Genomic DNA, 15,053 nt, shown 5'->3' with positions numbered 1-15,053 from the left:
CATCCGTGGACACGATGGGGTGGCAAGGTACCGTGAGGATATGACGGTCTCCGAGCTCGACGACATCCTGTACCCGCCGATCGAGCCCTACGAGAGCGGAGAGCTGCTGGTCGGCGACGGGCAGCGGATCTACTGGGAGCAGTCCGGCAACCCGGAGGGCAAGCCGGTCGTCTTCCTGCACGGCGGCCCCGGCGGCGGGACCTCGCCCTGGCATCGACGTTTCTTCGACCCTGAGCGCTACCGGATCGTCCTGCTGGATCAGCGCGGATGCGGCAGGTCGACCCCGCACGCGAGCGACCCTGCAGCCGACCTGCGGTTCAACACGACCTGGCACCTGGTCGCCGACCTCGAGCTCCTGCGCCGCAACCTCGGGATCGAGCGCTGGCAGGTGTTCGGCGGCTCCTGGGGGTCGACGCTCGCGCTCTCCTACGCCCAGGCGCACCCCGAGGCGGTCACCGAGCTCGTGCTGCGCGGCATCTTCACCCTCCGTCGGCACGAGCTCGAGTGGTTCTACGAGGGTGGTGCCTCGGCGATCTTCCCCGACCTGTGGGAGGGCTACGTCGCCGAGATCCCGGTGCTCGAGCGCAGCCGCATGATCGAGGCCTACCACCGACGCCTGTTCGACGAGGACCCGGCCGTCCACCGTCCGGCCGCGCTCGCGTGGACGCGGTGGGAGGCGTCGACGCTCACACTGCGTCCCGACCCGGACCTGGTGGCATCGATGACGGATCCGGATGCGGCCACCGCGTTCGCGCGCATCGAGAACCACTATTTCGTGAACCACGGCTGGCTGCGCGAGGGCCAGTTGATCGAGGACGTGGAGCGCATCCGCCACATCCCCGCCGTCATCGTGCAGGGCCGTTACGACGTCTGCACCCCGATCATGACCGCGTGGGACCTGCACCGTGCCTGGCCCGAATCGGAGCTGGTCGTCGTGGACGACGCCTCGCACTCCGCATCCGAGCCCGGTATCGCGGCTGCGCTGCGGGCGGCCACCGACCGGTTCGCGTGAGGCTCAGGCGCCCATCGCTCTGAGGAGAGTGAGGGCGAGTCCGAGCGGATTGCGGTCGACCCGGTAGCGGGTCAGCCCCTCGCTCACCGCCGCCGCCGTGCGTGCGGAGACGAACCACGGCGGCGTGGGCAGCACCGAGAAACGTCCCGGGCCCAGCGAGCGCGGGAACGGGCGGAAGGGGCCTCGCAGCACCGATCGCTCGACGTCGGCCAGCAGCGACGTGTTGTGCACGATGCCGATGCCCGATCCGACCTCTCGCACGTCGGAGCCGGGAAAGGCGCCCCAGCTGAGCACGGGTGTCGCGAACAGGACACCGGTCCACGCGTTGATCGCGATCCCGCCGTAGCGCAGCTCGGCGATCGCCCGCTCGAAGCCCGCCCCCATCGCATCCTCCGCGTCGGGGTCGACGATGACGTTGGCACCCAGCGTGCCCGCGAGTGACGCGTTCGCGTGCGCGACGGCGGCGTCGAGGAACTCCTGACCCGAACCGGGCAGCTCCACGACGCCCAGCACGGGTGCGAAGTACTCGGTCGTCTCCAGCTCCGCGGCATCCTCGCCCTGCGCCACCTGCACGATCGCGCGGCTGTGCCCTGCCGACCATTCGGCGCTCGGATACGTCGCCGCGAGCGCGTGCAGCCGCTCGTCGGCGCGGGGGTACCAGACCGGCCGCGCCGGGGCGTCGCGGTACGCCTCGTGCAGGGCCCGCAGGAACTGCTCCCGCTGCGGCCAGTCCGCGCTCATCAGCACGACCTGCCCTGCGATGCAGTTGTGGCCGCTGTTGTGCAGGCGCATCGTCGCGATGTGGGCCGCCTGGAAACGGAGGTCGGCGTCGGTCCACTCGCCGGGCACCACGATGATCGGAGACACCCCGCCGAGCTCCGCCGTGATGGGGGCTTTCAGCTGCGGTTCGTCGGTCGTGCGATCGCGGTCGCCCCACACGATCGCGTCGAAGGTCGCGGCGGAGCCCGTGATGTGCACGTGCTCGATGCCCTCGTGGGCGGTGAGATAGGCGCCCACATCGCCGCCGCCGCGCACGATCCGCACGAGGCCCCGACCGATCAGCGGCGCGAGCGCGCGCTCGAAGACGGGCACGAGGGCGTCCTGGGTGGGGTTGACCTTGAGCAGGCTCACGCGGTCGAAGGCGAGCAGCTCGTACAGCACGTCCAGGACCGGGATCGCGGAGATGTTGCCCGCGCCGAGGACGAGTCCCACACCCGCGGTGCCGGGGGACACCTGCGCGAGCCCCGCGCGGCGGATCGCCGAGGACGCGTCGGTGCCGGGGCGCAGCCAGATCTCACCCGTGAATCCCGACAGCAGCAGGTTGTCGATGGGTTCGCGGGGGAAGGCGTGCGCGCGGACGCGGTCGCCCGGGGCACGGTCGAGGCGCACCCCGTCGAGCGGGCTGCCGCCGGCGGCGATGCGGCGCAGCGTCGCGAGGTAGCCGTCGAGTGCGCCGAGCACGGCGTAGGGGCCCGAGAGCCACTCCTCGCCGCGGAGCGGGTGGTCGGGCGCGAGCCCCTTCGCGCGCGCGGCGATGCCGGCCCAATCCGCGGCGGCGGTGCCGACCGCATCCCTCGTGGCCGAGAGTGCGCGGATGCGTTCGACGATGCTCGAGCGCGACCAGAGGGCGGCGCCCTGGCGGAGCGCGACGAGGTCGTCGTCGATCGCGGCGCGGAGCCGCGGATCGAGCTCGGGCGCGGACACGGGTGCAGGCGTTGCAGACGACTCGGACGCGGGCACGGCGCTCTCCTTCGGGTGGGCCACCAGGTTAGTGTGCCGCGCCCGGCGTTCCGGCTGCTGTGAACCGGGCCTGGAGCACAATGCGCCGGCCGTCGAGCTCGCGCGCTTTGTTCGCCTGTCACAGATCGCGCCGGCCGGCTCGATCTGTGACAGGCGAGCCGGGTGGGCGGGGCGGTAGTCACGGCGGAGGTCGGAGGGCGCGGGCAGGGGCGGACCTAGACTTGGGCGCGACATCAGGGGAGGGGACCGTGGCCGACATCGAGGCGCGACTGCGCAGTCTGCTCTCGCTCAATCAAGCGATCGTCGGTCACATCCATCTGCACTCCGTGCTGCGCGAGATCGTCGAGTCGGCCGTCGACCTCGTCGGTGCGCGATACGGCGCGATCGGTGTGCTGGGGGCGGATGGCGCGATCGTGGACTTCGTGCACGTCGGCATCGACGAGAGGACGGCGGCGCGGATGGGGCATCCGCCGCGCGGGCGGGGCCTGCTGGGCGCGATCGTGTCCGAGAGCGTTCGGGTCGATCACGTCGCCGCCGACCCGCGATTCACCGGATTCCCCGCGCACCACCCCCACATGGACAGCTTCGTCGGGGTCCCGATCCGTGTGCGCGAGGAGATGTTCGGCAACCTCTACCTGGCCGAGCATCCGGACGGCCACTTCACCGAGGAAGACACCGAACTCCTGCGTTCGCTGGCCGTGACGGCGGGCATCGCGATCGAGAAGGCGCGCCTGTACGAGTCGGCGCGGATGCGGGAGCGCTGGGCCGCGGCGACAGCAGAGGTGCGCGCCGTCTTCCTCGAGGTCGACGACGAGCGACCCTACCGGCTGCTCGCCGAGCATCTGCCGACGCTGACCGGTGCGGCGCTCGTGGCGATCATCACCTCCACCGAGCGCGGCACCGTGCGGCTGCAGATCGTGCGAGGCGACGCGATGGCGCGCCAGCTGGAGAGCGTCGAACTGCCCGGCCATGACCGGGTCGCCCGCGCCCTGTTGTCGACGGGTGCCACCGTCCTCCCCGAGGTGGCACTGCCCACGTTCGAGGGCGAGACCGTGCGATTCGGCGACGCATTCGTGGTGAGTCTCGGCGGCCAGGACGGTGCGGATGTGGGGGTGCTGCTGGCCCGGCACCTGCGCGAACGGCCGTTCAGCGACGACGACATCCGGCGCACGACCGCGTTGGCCTCCGTCGCGGACCTCGCCGGGGAGCTCAGCCGGGCGCGTGCCGACCGTCACCGGCTCGCGCTCCTCGAAGACCGCGGCCGCATCGCCCGCGACCTGCACGACAACGTGATCCAGCGCCTGTTCGCCGCGGGGATGCAGCTACAGGTCGTCTCCGCCGGTGTCGACGACCCGCGCGTGGGCGAGCGTCTCTCGGTCCAGATCGATGCCCTCGACGAGGCGATCGCCGAGATCCGCACGGCGATCTTCGCACTGCAGCACGACGATGTGGGCGGCGTCACGCTGCGCGACCGCATCGTCGATGTCGTCGGAGAGTATCGCGCTCTCCTGGCGGATCCGCCGCGGCTCGTGTTCCGAGGTCCGGTCGACCACGATGTCCCCGCCGACCTCGCCCCGGAGGCCGCGGCCGTCGTGCGCGAGGCGCTCTCGAACGTCGTCCGGCACGCCCGCGCCTCGCACGCCGAAGTGCGGGTGGAGGTGCGTGACGGCCGCATCGTCATCGAGGTCGGCGACGACGGGCGCGGGCTGGACCCGGCCCGCGAGCGGCGCAGCGGCCTCAGCAACCTGCAGGCGCGCGCCGAGGCCCGCGGCGGCACCTTCACACTCACGCCTCGCCCCGGCGGTGGCACCCTCGCCGCCTGGAGCGTGCCGCTCGCAGCTCCGGCGGCCGCATCCGATGACGACACCTCACGGCAGGAGGCCGACACATGATCCGCGTCTTCGTACTCGATGACCACGAACTCGTGCGCCGCGGGGTCGTCGACCTCATCGACGCCGCCCCCGACATGGAGGTCGTCGGCGAGGCGTCGACGGCGGCGCAGACGCTACCGCGGGTGGATGCGGTGCGCCCGGACGTCGCGGTGCTCGACATGCGCCTACCCGACGGCGACGGCATCGATGTCTGCCGTGACGTGCGCTCCGCGCACCCGGAGATCGCGTGCCTCATCCTCACCGCGTTCGACGACGACCGCGCGAGCGAGGCGGCGGTGCTCGCGGGTGCGGCGGGTTACGTGCTCAAGGACATCCGCGCGAACGGCCTGCTCGACAGCATCCGCCAGGTCGCCGCGGGCAAGACCCTCACCGGCACCCGCGCCGCGGAGCTCGTCCGCTCGCGCGCGGATGCCAAGGCCGCCCCCGAGGTCGACCTCACGCTGCGTGAGCGGCAGATCCTGGACCTGATCGCCGACGGGCTGACCAATCGCCAGATCGGCGAGAAGCTCAACCTGGTCGAGAAGACGGTCAAGAACTACGTGTCGGGGCTGCTGCGCAAGCTCGGCATGGAGCGCCGCACCCAGGCCGCGGTCTATCGCGCCGAGCAGCGCCGCTCCTGACCCGCCCTCCTTAGCGCTCTCCGCGTCCGCGCCCCGCCCGTGCCGTGGGCGCGACGTTTCGGTTTCCTCGAACAGGCGGAGACCAGGGTCCCTCGAACACGACGCATCAGGGCCCCGGGGCGCGATTCGCGCGTCGGGGTGCGGAACGTGCGCCCCAACGCACAAAATGCGCCCCGCCCCGAGGTGGACGGAGTTCCGGGGCGGGGCGGGCGAGTGCGGCGAACACGCGGACATGACGATGCGGCGCTCCCCGGGCGAGGAAGCGCCGCACCGTCACGCGGCCAGCAGGTCGGCTAGATGAGCCAGTGGTTCTTCTGCACGATGGGCAGCTTGCGCCACTGGGCGCCGAGGCCCCACGTTTCGCCGGCCGCAAGTGCGACGAAAACGATGAGCATGAGGGCGTAGATGATGTGGTAGTCGACGACAGGGTTGGTGGAACCGGTACCCCAGATCATCGGGAACTCCGCCATCCACATGAAGAGCATGATCGCGCTGCCGGCGACGGCGGCGACCCGCATCCCGATACCGAGCATGACGGCCAGTCCCACGCCGAGCATGCCGGCCATGAACAGGACGTCGGTCAGCGGCGTCGCGATCGCCTGGAAGAGCCCCTTGAACGGGCCGCTCACGGCCTCGCTGTTGAGGAAGCCCTGGGCCGGTGCGCCGCCGTTGATCCAGGCACGCTCGACCGGAGTGGAGAAGCCCAGGCCGAAGGTCTTGTCGAGGAAGGCCCACAGGAAGATGAAGCCGGTCGCGAAACGTGCGATGGCGACGGTGCGTCGAGCCGCGAGGCTGGTGACGACGCTCGCCTCTGCCGTGATCGGCTTGGCAGCGACCTGCGTCCGGACGTTTGCGGTGATGGTGGCCATGAGAGGTGTGCTCCTTTCGATCCCTCGGAGCGGCGGTGTGGGGCCGGAACCTGGGGGCTGTGTGTGTTTGGTGGTTCCACCCTCCTCCGCCCGGACAAGGGTGGATAGGGACCTAGGTCCCACCATCACGGCCGCCGCTCAGAGGAGCCCGGCACCCGCCAGTTCTGCCCGCAGGATCGGCGCGATGTGCTCGGCGAACGGCACGCTGAGGTGCGTCTGGTCGTACTTGACCGGCAGCGTCCCGGCGAACGCGGGGCACACGCCCTCCCAGCAGCTGAACGGCAGCGAGCTGATCGCGTGATCACCGGATGCGGCAGCCGCCCGCTCGGCCAGCGCCTCCATCTGCTGCCAGGTCGGCGACACCGCGCTCGCGCAGTCGTAGGGCGAGGTGAGTGGCGAGTAGCAGCGAGCGAGGTCGGCGCCCTCCGGGGGAGGCGCGAGATGCACGATCCGCCCCGGCGCGCCGTAGCCCGCCGCCTCCGCCCGCTGCGAGGCGATGAGGGTTTCAGCGCTGAGGTCCTGCCCGTCCGGTGTGTGGCCCAGCGTGTAGGCGTCGCTCATCACGACCATGCTCGGGGCGTCGGCCAGCACCATGGCGCGCACGTCGGCTTTGCGCTGCTCGCAGGCCGCCATGACGCCGGCGCCGTCGTTCTGCACCGCCACCTCGGTGAACCGGCAGCCGTACAGTCCGACGGTCGTGACGCGGATGGTGCCGCCACTGTCCTCCGCCATCTTCTTGAAGGCGGGGGCGTAGGCCATGGCGGTCGAGTCGCCGACGAGGTAGATGCGGGTCGCGGCCTGCTCCGCCCCCCAACTGCATCGGCCGGCATCCGGGGTCACGTCGGGAGCGAAGCAGTCCCGTGCCGGATTGTCCGCCGAGCCGCGGGCGATCACGGTGTCCAGCGACGGTGAGAGAGACGGCCACTGCGTGGCGGATGCGGCGGCCGCCAGCTCGCTCTGGATGGCGACGATCGGGTCGTCGCCGCCACCTGCTTGGGCTTCGGCGGGCGGGGAGAGCGGCCCGATCACCGGCGCGCCGAAGATGCTCTGCGCCACCAGCACGGCGGTGAGGACCGCGATGCCGAGCCCGGAGGAGGCGAGGGCCATCTGCGTTCCGAAGCGGGCACGCCAGGCCTTCCACGCGGACCCGCCCGCGTTCTCCTGCTCGGCGGAAGGCTCCTGCGGAGCGACGATCGGTACCACCACTGGTTCCGGATCGGGATCGGCGAGCACCGGCTCGATGACGCGGTCGGCGGTCAGGGGTCGCGGCCGGGGCGAACCCGGGTAGTACCGGGTGCCCGGCGTCCAGCCCGCGGGGCGCGTTGCCACGACACGCGGCTGCGCCGGGGCGGCCGGCACTACCGCGGTGGACGGGGATGCCATCGGCGTCGACGAGGCGGTCTCGATCGCATCCGCCCACCGCGACACCAGCGGCGCGTACCGCAACGGCTGCTCGACGATGAGATACGTCGCCAGCGACAGGACGGCGATCGCCCCCAGGGTGAGCCAGAGCGCTTGATCGCGCCCGGCGAGGACCACCGAGGCGAGCACGATGACCGGGAAGTGCCACAGGTACAGCGAGTAAGACATGTCGCCGACGAAGACGCTGAGGGGATTCGTCAGGGGGAACAGATGACGGTGGCGCGGATCGCCGCCGACCCCTCCGGCCAGCACGAGCGCCGTCGCCGCGACGGGGAGAGCGGCCCAGGGCGCGGGGAAGCCGCCTACGGCCGGATCGATCACCGCGAAGGCGGTGACGATCCCCGCGAGGCCGACCCACGCCATGGTCCCGCCGACCGGCCGCGGGATGCGTGCGAGCAAGGGCGCCGCTGCGGCGAGCACCGCGCCCGCCCCCAGCTCCCACGCCCGGGTGAGCGTGGAGAAGTAGGCCACGGTCGCCTCCGACGCCGTCTGGGATGCGGCCCACAGCGCCGAAGCGAGCACGACCGCCGCCGCGATCCCCGCCACCGTCAGACGGCCGCGCCGCCCGCGTCGCGCCGCCGCGGGCAGCAGCAGGAGGCTCAGCACCACGACGCCGGGCCAGACCAGGTAGAACTGCTCCTCCACCGAGAGCGACCAGAAATGCTGCAGGGCGGATGCCGCATCCGTCGCGTGGAAGTAGTCGGTGCCCTCCGCGGCGAAGTGCCAGTTCGCTGCGAACAGCGCGGACCAGACCGCATCGTGAAGCGTGCGCTCTGCGACGACGGCGTTGAACACGACGAAGCCGGCGCCGACGGTGAGGGTGAGCACGACGACGGCCGCCGGCACCAGGCGTCGCGCACGCCGCCCGTAGAAGCGGGCGAGGCTCACCCGACCCGTCGCCTCGACCTCGCGCAGCAGCAGGCCGGTGATCAGGAAGCCCGAGATGACGAAGAACACGTCGACGCCGACGAACCCGCCGCGGGGCCACCCGACGGCATGGGCGCCGACGACGGCGAGCACAGCGAGGGCGCGCAGGCCCTGGATGTCTCTGCGGGGTGCGGGGGGAGGAGTGCGGTTCACGTGCTGATTCCGGCGAAAGCCGGAATCAGTGTACGGGGAGCGGTCCCACGCTCTGCGGCGTCGGCATCCCGCTCCGTCGCGGGGAGCCGCTCAGATGATCGACAGCTCGCGCAGCTTCGCGTCGACGTCCGCGTTGGACGGCTCGACGTGGTGGGTCGCGTCGGGGTAGACCACGACCGGGATGTTGGTGCGCCCGGAGATCTCGCGGGCGACCTCCGCCGCGGAGGGGTCGGCCTCGAGGTCGACATAGGTGTACCCGACGCCCAGCTCATCGAGCTGAGCCTTCGTGCGGCGGCAGTCGCGGCACCACTCGGCGCCGAACATCGTGATGCCGGATCCCGTTTCGCTCATGGATTCCAGGGTACGGGTAAACGGGCCGTGATCGGGTGGTTACGAGTTGGCTAGCGGATTCCTATGCGGATGCTCAAGCCCAGGGAATTGACATCCGGAGCGTGCCAGGATGGGTAGTGTCGCTCGCATCCGGGCGTTCACAGCTTCCATCAGGCGGTGCACATGCAGGTCACGGTCATCGTCCCCACGTTCAACGAGGCGCCCAATGTGGCGGAGCTCGTGCGTCGGGTCGCCGCAACCGCGAAGGGCTTCAGCGTCGACATCCTCTTCGTCGACGACAGTACAGACGAGACGCCGGACGTCATCCGGCGCGTGGCGGCCACCGCCAGCATCCCCGTTCGTCTCATCCACCGTGACGACCCCGTGGGTGGTCTGAGCGGAGCGGTCGTCGCGGGTCTGGATGCCTCGCCCAGCGACGTCTGCATCGTCATGGACGGCGACCTGCAGCATCCGCCGGAGGACATCGCCCGCCTGGTCGGGCGCTACCTGCACGGTGACGTCGATGTGGTGGTGGCGTCGCGCTACACCGCGGACGGCACCGCGGGCGGGCTCGCCGACCGTTCGCGCGTCATCGTCTCGCGGGGGTCGACCGCCGTGACGAAGGCCATGTTCCCGATCCGCCTGCGCGAGGTCACCGACCCGATGACCGGGTTCTTCCTCGTGGACCGTCGTGCCATCGATCTCGACCAGCTGCGCCCGCGCGGCTTCAAGATCCTGCTCGAGATCCTCGCTCGTCGTTCGCTGCGCGTCGCCGAGATCCCGTTCGCGTTCGCGGACCGCTTCGCGGGCGCCTCGAAGGCGTCGTTCTCGCAGGGCATCTCGTTCCTCGCGCAGCTCGCCATGCTCCGCTTCGGCAAGATGTCCGCCTTCGCGCTCATCGGTGCGCTGGGGGCGGTGGCCAATGTCGCGATCGTGTGGCTGCTCTCGCACGCCGGCGTCACAGACCTCGCGGCGATGATCATCGCCGCCGAGACGACGATCATCGCGAACTTCCTGCTGCAGGAGCGGTTCGTCTTCCAGGACATGCGAGAGCAGGCGTCCGGGATCGGCAGCAGGTTCGCGAAGTCGTTCTCGTTCAACAACGTCGAGCTGTTGATCCGCATCCCGATCACGACGCTGATGATCTCCACGTGGCACATCTCGGTGGTCATCGCCACCGCGGTCACCCTCGTCGCCGCCTTCGTGGTGCGCTTCCTGTTCCACTCGCTGGTGGTCTACGCACCCCGCCGCGCCTCGTCGCCGCGCCCGGCACCCTCGCGCGCCCGGTACTTCGTCGAGGAGATCGACCGTCAGGCGATCTCGCCCGGGGAGATCTGATCCGCCGGATCAGCCGATCAGGTTGATGAGATCCTGCAGGCCCATCCCGTAGTTCATCCGCACGGTGGGAAGCGCGAGCTTGTCGGTGCCGGCGTGCACGTATCCGGGTTCGATGGTGCGAGCCATCTCGTAGCCGGCCTGACGCAGCCCCTCTTTGGCCGTGTCGTTGTAGTGACCGTACGGGTAGGCCATGACCTCCTTCGCACCCAGGATCTCGGCGGAGGTGTTCATGTCGGCGACGATCTGCTCGACCGAGTAATTGACCATCCGCCCCTTGCCGTTGTCGCCCGCCGTGTGCATGTCGTGCGTGTGGGACCGCTGGAGCACATGCAGGCCCGGTGACGGCGCCTGTCGCGCAGCGGTGATCACGAACGACGTCGTCAGCACGCCGTACTTCTCGACCACGGGAACGGCCAGATCCAGCCAGGTCTGGTCCGCATCGTCGTCGGTGACGATCACGGACTGGTGGGGGAGGGAGAGCCGGCCGTCGATGAAGGCGCTGAGCTCGTCCCAGGTCGGTAGGTAGAACTGCTTCTCGGCGATATAGGCCATGTGCGCGTCGAAGTCGTTGATGTACGCGTAATTGCCTTTCAGCCAGCCGTCCTCGCCCTCCGGACGGGTGGTGAACTGGTGGTACATGAGGATCGGGACGCCGACGTCCTCGCTCGCCACCTCGTCGGGGCTCTTCCACGCGCCGTAGAGGGTGATCTCGTCGTCGGTGCACGTGACGACGTCGGCACCGTTCACGCGAGCCGCGATCGTGAAGGCCTGCGCGTCGGCGGGAGTGGCGTACCAGCCCGCGAAGACGGCGCCCTCGCGGCGCGGGATCGGCAGATAGGCGTAGAGCTTGCCCTGCGACTGCAGCTGTGGCTGCTCGGCGATCGCGTCGCCGGCGAAGCTCACGGCGCACGCAGCCGGGTCGTCGCTATCGGCGAGCAGCTGCTGGCTCGCGGTGAGCGGGGTGGGCGTGGGGGTGGGCGTCGGCGTGGGCGGATCTGCCGTCTGGGCCGCCGGTGCGGGCGTCGAGGCCGCTCCGCGCACGACGGCCACGACACCGACGGCGATCAGGACCACGGCGATGACCCCGACGGCCGCGGCGAGCGCTCTGCGTCGGCGCAGCACCGAGCGGCGTCCACGTTGTTCTCGTCTGGTCGTCTCCATGAATCCCCCGGTACCGTGCGGTCGGCTCCCCCTGGCGGCGACGACCGCATCGATGCTATCGGGGGCCGCCCGGGAACGGATGCCGCGGCCCGCACACACGCGGTTCTAGACTGACCGGACGGCGCCAGAGCCCGCTCGCGAGCGCCGCACCCTCTCCCCGTCGAGAACGAAGACACGATGCTCCACTCCGCTGCCGGCCGCGCATTCCGCGAGGCCAGGGACTTCCTGCTCGCCCACTCCCACGACATCGAGGCCGCTCGTGCCGGGTTCGTCTGGCCCGATGTGGGAGACCACTTCAACTGGGCCGTCGACTGGTTCGACGAGATCGCTCTCGGCAACGACCGCCTCGCCCTCCGGGTGCTCGAGGAAGGCGGCACCGAGGCGTCGCGTACCTACGACGAGATGCGGGTGCGCTCCGACCGCGTCGCGAACTGGCTGCGCGATCAGGGCGTGCGCCGCGGTGACGCCGTGATGCTGATGCTCGACAACCGCGTCGAGCTCTGGGAGGCGATGCTCGCGATCATGAAGCTGGGCGCCGTCATCCTGCCGACCTCGGTCGTGCTCGGACCCGATGATCTGGCGGAGCGCATCGATCGCGCGGGCGTCCGTGTCGTGATCGCGGATGCGGCGGATGCAGAGAAGTTCGACGCTCTCGACCCCGGGCTCGTGCGGGTCGTCGTGGGCGGAGACCGAGAGGGTTGGGCTTCATTCGCGGATGCGGACGCCGCATCCGACGAGCGCCCGGGAGTCGTCGTGGACTCCACCGACACGGCGATCGTCTACTTCACCTCCGGCACGACCTCGCGTCCGAAGATGGTCGAGCACACGCACGTCTCCTACCCGGTGGGCCACCTCAGCACGATGTACTGGATCGGTGTGCGTCCCGGCGACGTGCACATGACCATCAGCGCGCCCGGTTGGGGCAAGCACGCCTGGAGTCTGTTCTTCTCGCCGTGGATCGCCGAGGCGACCGTGTTCGTCTACAACTACCGCCGCTTCGACGCGGTGGCGCTCGTCGGCGAGCTCGACCGCGCGGGCGTCAACACGTTCTGTGCGCCGCCGACCGTGTGGCGCATGCTCATCCAGGCCGACCTCGAGCGCAAGCCGCGGGCGCTGCGCGAGCTGCTGTCGGCCGGCGAACCGCTCAATCCCGAGGTGATCGCCACGATCGAGCGCTGGTGGGGCATCCAGATCCGCGACGGCTACGGCCAGACCGAGTTGACGGCCGTCATCGGCAATACGCCGGGCGTTGCGCTCAAGCCCGGATCCATGGGGCGCGCTCTTCCCGGCGTCGAGATCGTGCTGCGGGATCCGGTCACCGGCGAGGTGGCCGACGAGGGCGAGATCTGCCTGCCCACGGCGCCCGTGCGGCCGCTGAATCTCACACCCGGCTACATCGGCGAGCCCGAGCGCACGGCCAAGGTCGAGCATGACGGGTATTACCACACGAGCGATGTCGCCGTCCGTGACGCCGACGGCTTCCTGACCTTCGTCGGGCGCACGGACGACGTGTTCAAGGCCAGCGACTTCAAGGTGTCGCCGTTCGAGGTGGAGTCGATCCTGCTCGAGCACGCGGCCGTCGCCGAGGCCGGTGTCGTCGGTGCTCCGGATGCGGTGCGGCTGAACGTGGTCAAGGCGTACGTCGCGCTCGCCGCGGGCGTGGAGCCGGATGCGGCGACCGCGCGCAGCATCCTCGCCCACGCGCGCGAGCACATGCCGCCCTACATGCGGGTGCGCCGCGTCGAGTTCTTCGAGCTGCCCAAGACGATCTCCGGCAAGATCCGTCGCGTCGAGCTGCGCGAGCGCGAGGAGGCGGCCGGGGCCGAGCGCATCGGCTCCGAGTTCCGCGAGAGCGACTTCCCCGACCTCAAGGGCTGACCTCCGACCGGTCCACGCAGCGCCGGGTGGACCGGGGCCGGTGTGCCCGGGCGTGGGTAGCGTGGCACCGTGAGCGAGATCGAGCACTGGACCGCCTTCTCCGACGACCCCGCAGGCGGCAACCCGGCCGGGGTCGTGCGCTCCGCCGAGGGCTGGAGCGACGAGCGGATGCAGCGCATCGCCGCCGAGCTCGGGTACGCCGAGTCCGCCTTCGCGACCACGGATGCGGACGGAACCCGCCGCATCCGTTACTTCTCTCCGATCGCGGAGGTGCCCTTCTGCGGTCACGCGACGGTCGCCACGGCCGCGGCGCTGGCGGAGAGCGAGGGCGACGGTCGGTTCGTGTTCGAGACCGCGGTGGGCGGGATCGAGATCGTGACGCGTTCCGATGAGCAGGGGCGCATCGTGTCGTTCACGAGCGTCGAACCGGATGCGGCGGAGCTGACGCCGCAGACGCTGGACGAACTCCTCGCGCTGCTGGGGATCGATCGGGGTGCCCTGCATCCCTCGTATCCGCCGGCTCTCGCATACGGCGGCAACTGGCATCCGCTGCTCGTGCTCGCCGAGCGCCCGGTTTTCGACGCGTTCGCCTTCGACCCCGTCGCCGCGCGCCGTCTGCTGGATGCGAACGGCTGGCCGGCCACGATCATCGTGCTCTGGCCCGAGAGCGCTGCGCTCTGGCACGCGCGCAACATCTTCCCCGTCGGCACCGTCACCGAAGACCCCGCCACGGGTGCTGCCGCCGCGGCGACGGGGGGATACCTGCGCAGCCGCGGCCTCGCGCCGCGGCGCATCCGGATCCGCCAGGGCGCACACGTCGGACGGCCGAGCGTGCTCGATGTGGACGTGACCTCCACTGGCGGAATCGTGGTCTCCGGGAGGGCCGCGCGCATCCGCTAGAAATTCTTCCCATCCGTTTCACGGAGCACGCCGAACAGAGGATGTACGCCGCAAGAGTGCGGCTACCTCGCTCCCGGCACCGGGGCGTGTTCTGAACGAGTCGGCACACAGCGACTCTCTGATTCGGAGGACATCATGCGCACCAACAAGAAGCACCTGTTCGGCGGCCTCACCCTTCTCGCCGTCGCCGGGTTCGCACTCGCCGGTTGTGCGGGCGGATCTGCCGGCACGTCCGAGAGCACCATGGCGCCCGAGACCTCGACGGCAGCTCCGATGCCCAGCAAGACGATGGATGCGGCATCCGACCTCGTCGGCGCCGGCTGCGCCGACTACGCCGCGATGGTCCCGAGCGGTGCGGGCTCGGTCGAGGGCATGTCGCTCGACCCGGTCGCCACGGCCGCATCCAACAACCCGCTGCTGACCACGCTCGTGTCGGCCGTCAGCGGCCAGCTGAACCCCGACGTGAACCTCGTCGACACTCTCAACGGCAGCGAGTTCACGGTCTTCGCCCCCGTCGATGAGGCCTTCGGCAAGATCGACGCCGCGACCATCGACTCGCTGAAGACCGACAGCGCGGCGCTGACCAAGATCCTCACCTACCACGTGGTCCCCGGCCAGATCGCGCCGGACGCGATCGACGGCATGCACACCACGGTCGAGGGTCAGGACGTGACGGTGACCGGCAGCGGTGACAACATCATGGTCAACGACGCCAAGGTCATCTGCGGTGGCGTGAAGACCAAGAACGCGACCGTGTACCTCATCGACTCGGTGCTGATGCCCCCCATGTGATCCCCTGAACACTGACGAC

At 70.4% G+C, this 15,053-nt stretch carries 12 protein-coding genes; 7 read left to right on the top strand and 5 right to left on the bottom strand.

Annotated elements, in window-relative coordinates:
- The first annotated feature begins 40 nt into the window (after nucleotides 1-40).
- Nucleotides 41-1,012 carry a prolyl aminopeptidase gene (pip, locus tag SK224_RS03515; protein ID WP_320433403.1) on the top strand — a complete coding sequence of 324 codons (972 nt, stop codon included), beginning with the start codon at nucleotides 41-43 and terminating at the stop codon, nucleotides 1,010-1,012.
- Nucleotides 1,013-1,015: 3 nt separating this feature from the next.
- Here the strand turns inward: pip and SK224_RS03510 are convergent, their stop codons facing one another.
- On the bottom strand, nucleotides 1,016-2,776 hold the full coding sequence (locus tag SK224_RS03510) for an aldehyde dehydrogenase family protein (protein WP_320433402.1): 1,761 nt from the start codon (nucleotides 2,774-2,776) through the stop codon (nucleotides 1,016-1,018).
- Between the two features lie 224 nt (nucleotides 2,777-3,000).
- Between SK224_RS03510 and SK224_RS03505 the strand changes: the two genes are divergently transcribed.
- Both SK224_RS03505 and SK224_RS03500 read left to right on the top strand, forming a co-directional pair.
- Entirely contained in the window at nucleotides 3,001-4,644 is a 1,644-nt protein-coding gene (locus SK224_RS03505) for a GAF domain-containing sensor histidine kinase (RefSeq protein WP_320433401.1), read from the top strand.
- Complete coding sequence (locus tag SK224_RS03500) at nucleotides 4,641-5,264, top strand: response regulator transcription factor (protein WP_320433400.1); 624 nt, start codon at nucleotides 4,641-4,643, stop codon at nucleotides 5,262-5,264. The genes SK224_RS03505 and SK224_RS03500 overlap by 4 nt, the downstream gene beginning before the upstream one ends.
- A 293-nt stretch (nucleotides 5,265-5,557) precedes the next feature.
- Here the strand turns inward: SK224_RS03500 and SK224_RS03495 are convergent, their stop codons facing one another.
- The 3 genes from SK224_RS03495 to SK224_RS03485 all read right to left on the bottom strand — a co-directional run bounded on the left by SK224_RS03495 (nucleotide 5,558) and on the right by SK224_RS03485 (nucleotide 8,986).
- The gene (locus SK224_RS03495; protein ID WP_320433399.1) at nucleotides 5,558-6,133 is read right to left on the bottom strand and encodes a DoxX family protein; all 576 of its coding nucleotides are present in this window, start codon (nucleotides 6,131-6,133) and stop codon (nucleotides 5,558-5,560) included.
- A 138-nt stretch (nucleotides 6,134-6,271) separates the two neighbouring features.
- Nucleotides 6,272-8,635: an acyltransferase family protein gene (locus SK224_RS03490; protein ID WP_320433398.1), complete on the bottom strand. Its 2,364-nt coding sequence runs from the start codon at nucleotides 8,633-8,635 to the stop codon at nucleotides 6,272-6,274.
- 90 nt (nucleotides 8,636-8,725) lie between these two features.
- Entirely contained in the window at nucleotides 8,726-8,986 is a 261-nt protein-coding gene (locus SK224_RS03485; protein WP_320433397.1) for a glutaredoxin family protein, read from the bottom strand.
- Nucleotides 8,987-9,148: 162 nt separating this feature from the next.
- On the opposite strand from SK224_RS03485, the gene SK224_RS03480 reads away from it, so the two are divergent.
- Complete coding sequence (locus SK224_RS03480) at nucleotides 9,149-10,303, top strand: glycosyltransferase family 2 protein (RefSeq protein WP_320433396.1); 1,155 nt, start codon at nucleotides 9,149-9,151, stop codon at nucleotides 10,301-10,303.
- A gap of 9 nt (nucleotides 10,304-10,312) precedes the next feature.
- Here SK224_RS03480 and SK224_RS03475 read toward each other — a convergent pair whose 3' ends face one another.
- Entirely contained in the window at nucleotides 10,313-11,464 is a 1,152-nt protein-coding gene (locus SK224_RS03475) for a polysaccharide deacetylase family protein (protein WP_320433395.1), read from the bottom strand.
- Between the two features lie 177 nt (nucleotides 11,465-11,641).
- On the opposite strand from SK224_RS03475, the gene SK224_RS03470 reads away from it, so the two are divergent.
- The 3 genes from SK224_RS03470 to SK224_RS03460 all read left to right on the top strand — a co-directional run bounded on the left by SK224_RS03470 (nucleotide 11,642) and on the right by SK224_RS03460 (nucleotide 15,034).
- Nucleotides 11,642-13,342, top strand: a complete 1,701-nt coding sequence (locus SK224_RS03470) for an AMP-binding protein (protein WP_320433394.1) — start codon at nucleotides 11,642-11,644, stop codon at nucleotides 13,340-13,342.
- 69 nt (nucleotides 13,343-13,411) lie between these two features.
- Entirely contained in the window at nucleotides 13,412-14,242 is an 831-nt protein-coding gene (locus SK224_RS03465) for a PhzF family phenazine biosynthesis protein (protein ID WP_320433393.1), read from the top strand.
- Between the two features lie 135 nt (nucleotides 14,243-14,377).
- A complete protein-coding gene (locus SK224_RS03460) occupies nucleotides 14,378-15,034 on the top strand; it encodes a fasciclin domain-containing protein (protein ID WP_320433392.1) in 657 nt (218 codons plus the stop codon).
- Nucleotides 15,035-15,053 lie beyond the last annotated feature (19 nt).

It is taken from the genome of Microbacterium sp. BG28 (assembly GCF_034044005.1).
Classification (GTDB): Bacteria; Actinomycetota; Actinomycetes; order Actinomycetales; family Microbacteriaceae; genus Microbacterium.
The sequence above is the reverse complement of the archived record's forward strand: the minus strand, read 5'-3'. Positions and strand labels throughout refer to the sequence as shown.

Coding starts and splice junctions, on each gene's coding strand:
- SK224_RS03495 (WP_320433399.1), bottom strand. CDS start 6,133: ATGGCCACCATCACCGCAAACGTCCGGACGCAGGTCGCTGCCAAGCCG.
- SK224_RS03485 (WP_320433397.1), bottom strand. CDS start 8,986: ATGAGCGAAACGGGATCCGGCATCACGATGTTCGGCGCCGAGTGGTGC.
- SK224_RS03475 (WP_320433395.1), bottom strand. CDS start 11,464: ATGGAGACGACCAGACGAGAACAACGTGGACGCCGCTCGGTGCTGCGC.
- SK224_RS03500 (WP_320433400.1), top strand. CDS start 4,641: ATGATCCGCGTCTTCGTACTCGATGACCACGAACTCGTGCGCCGCGGG.
- SK224_RS03480 (WP_320433396.1), top strand. CDS start 9,149: ATGCAGGTCACGGTCATCGTCCCCACGTTCAACGAGGCGCCCAATGTG.
- SK224_RS03470 (WP_320433394.1), top strand. CDS start 11,642: ATGCTCCACTCCGCTGCCGGCCGCGCATTCCGCGAGGCCAGGGACTTC.
- pip (WP_320433403.1), top strand. CDS start 41: ATGACGGTCTCCGAGCTCGACGACATCCTGTACCCGCCGATCGAGCCC.
- SK224_RS03460 (WP_320433392.1), top strand. CDS start 14,378: ATGCGCACCAACAAGAAGCACCTGTTCGGCGGCCTCACCCTTCTCGCC.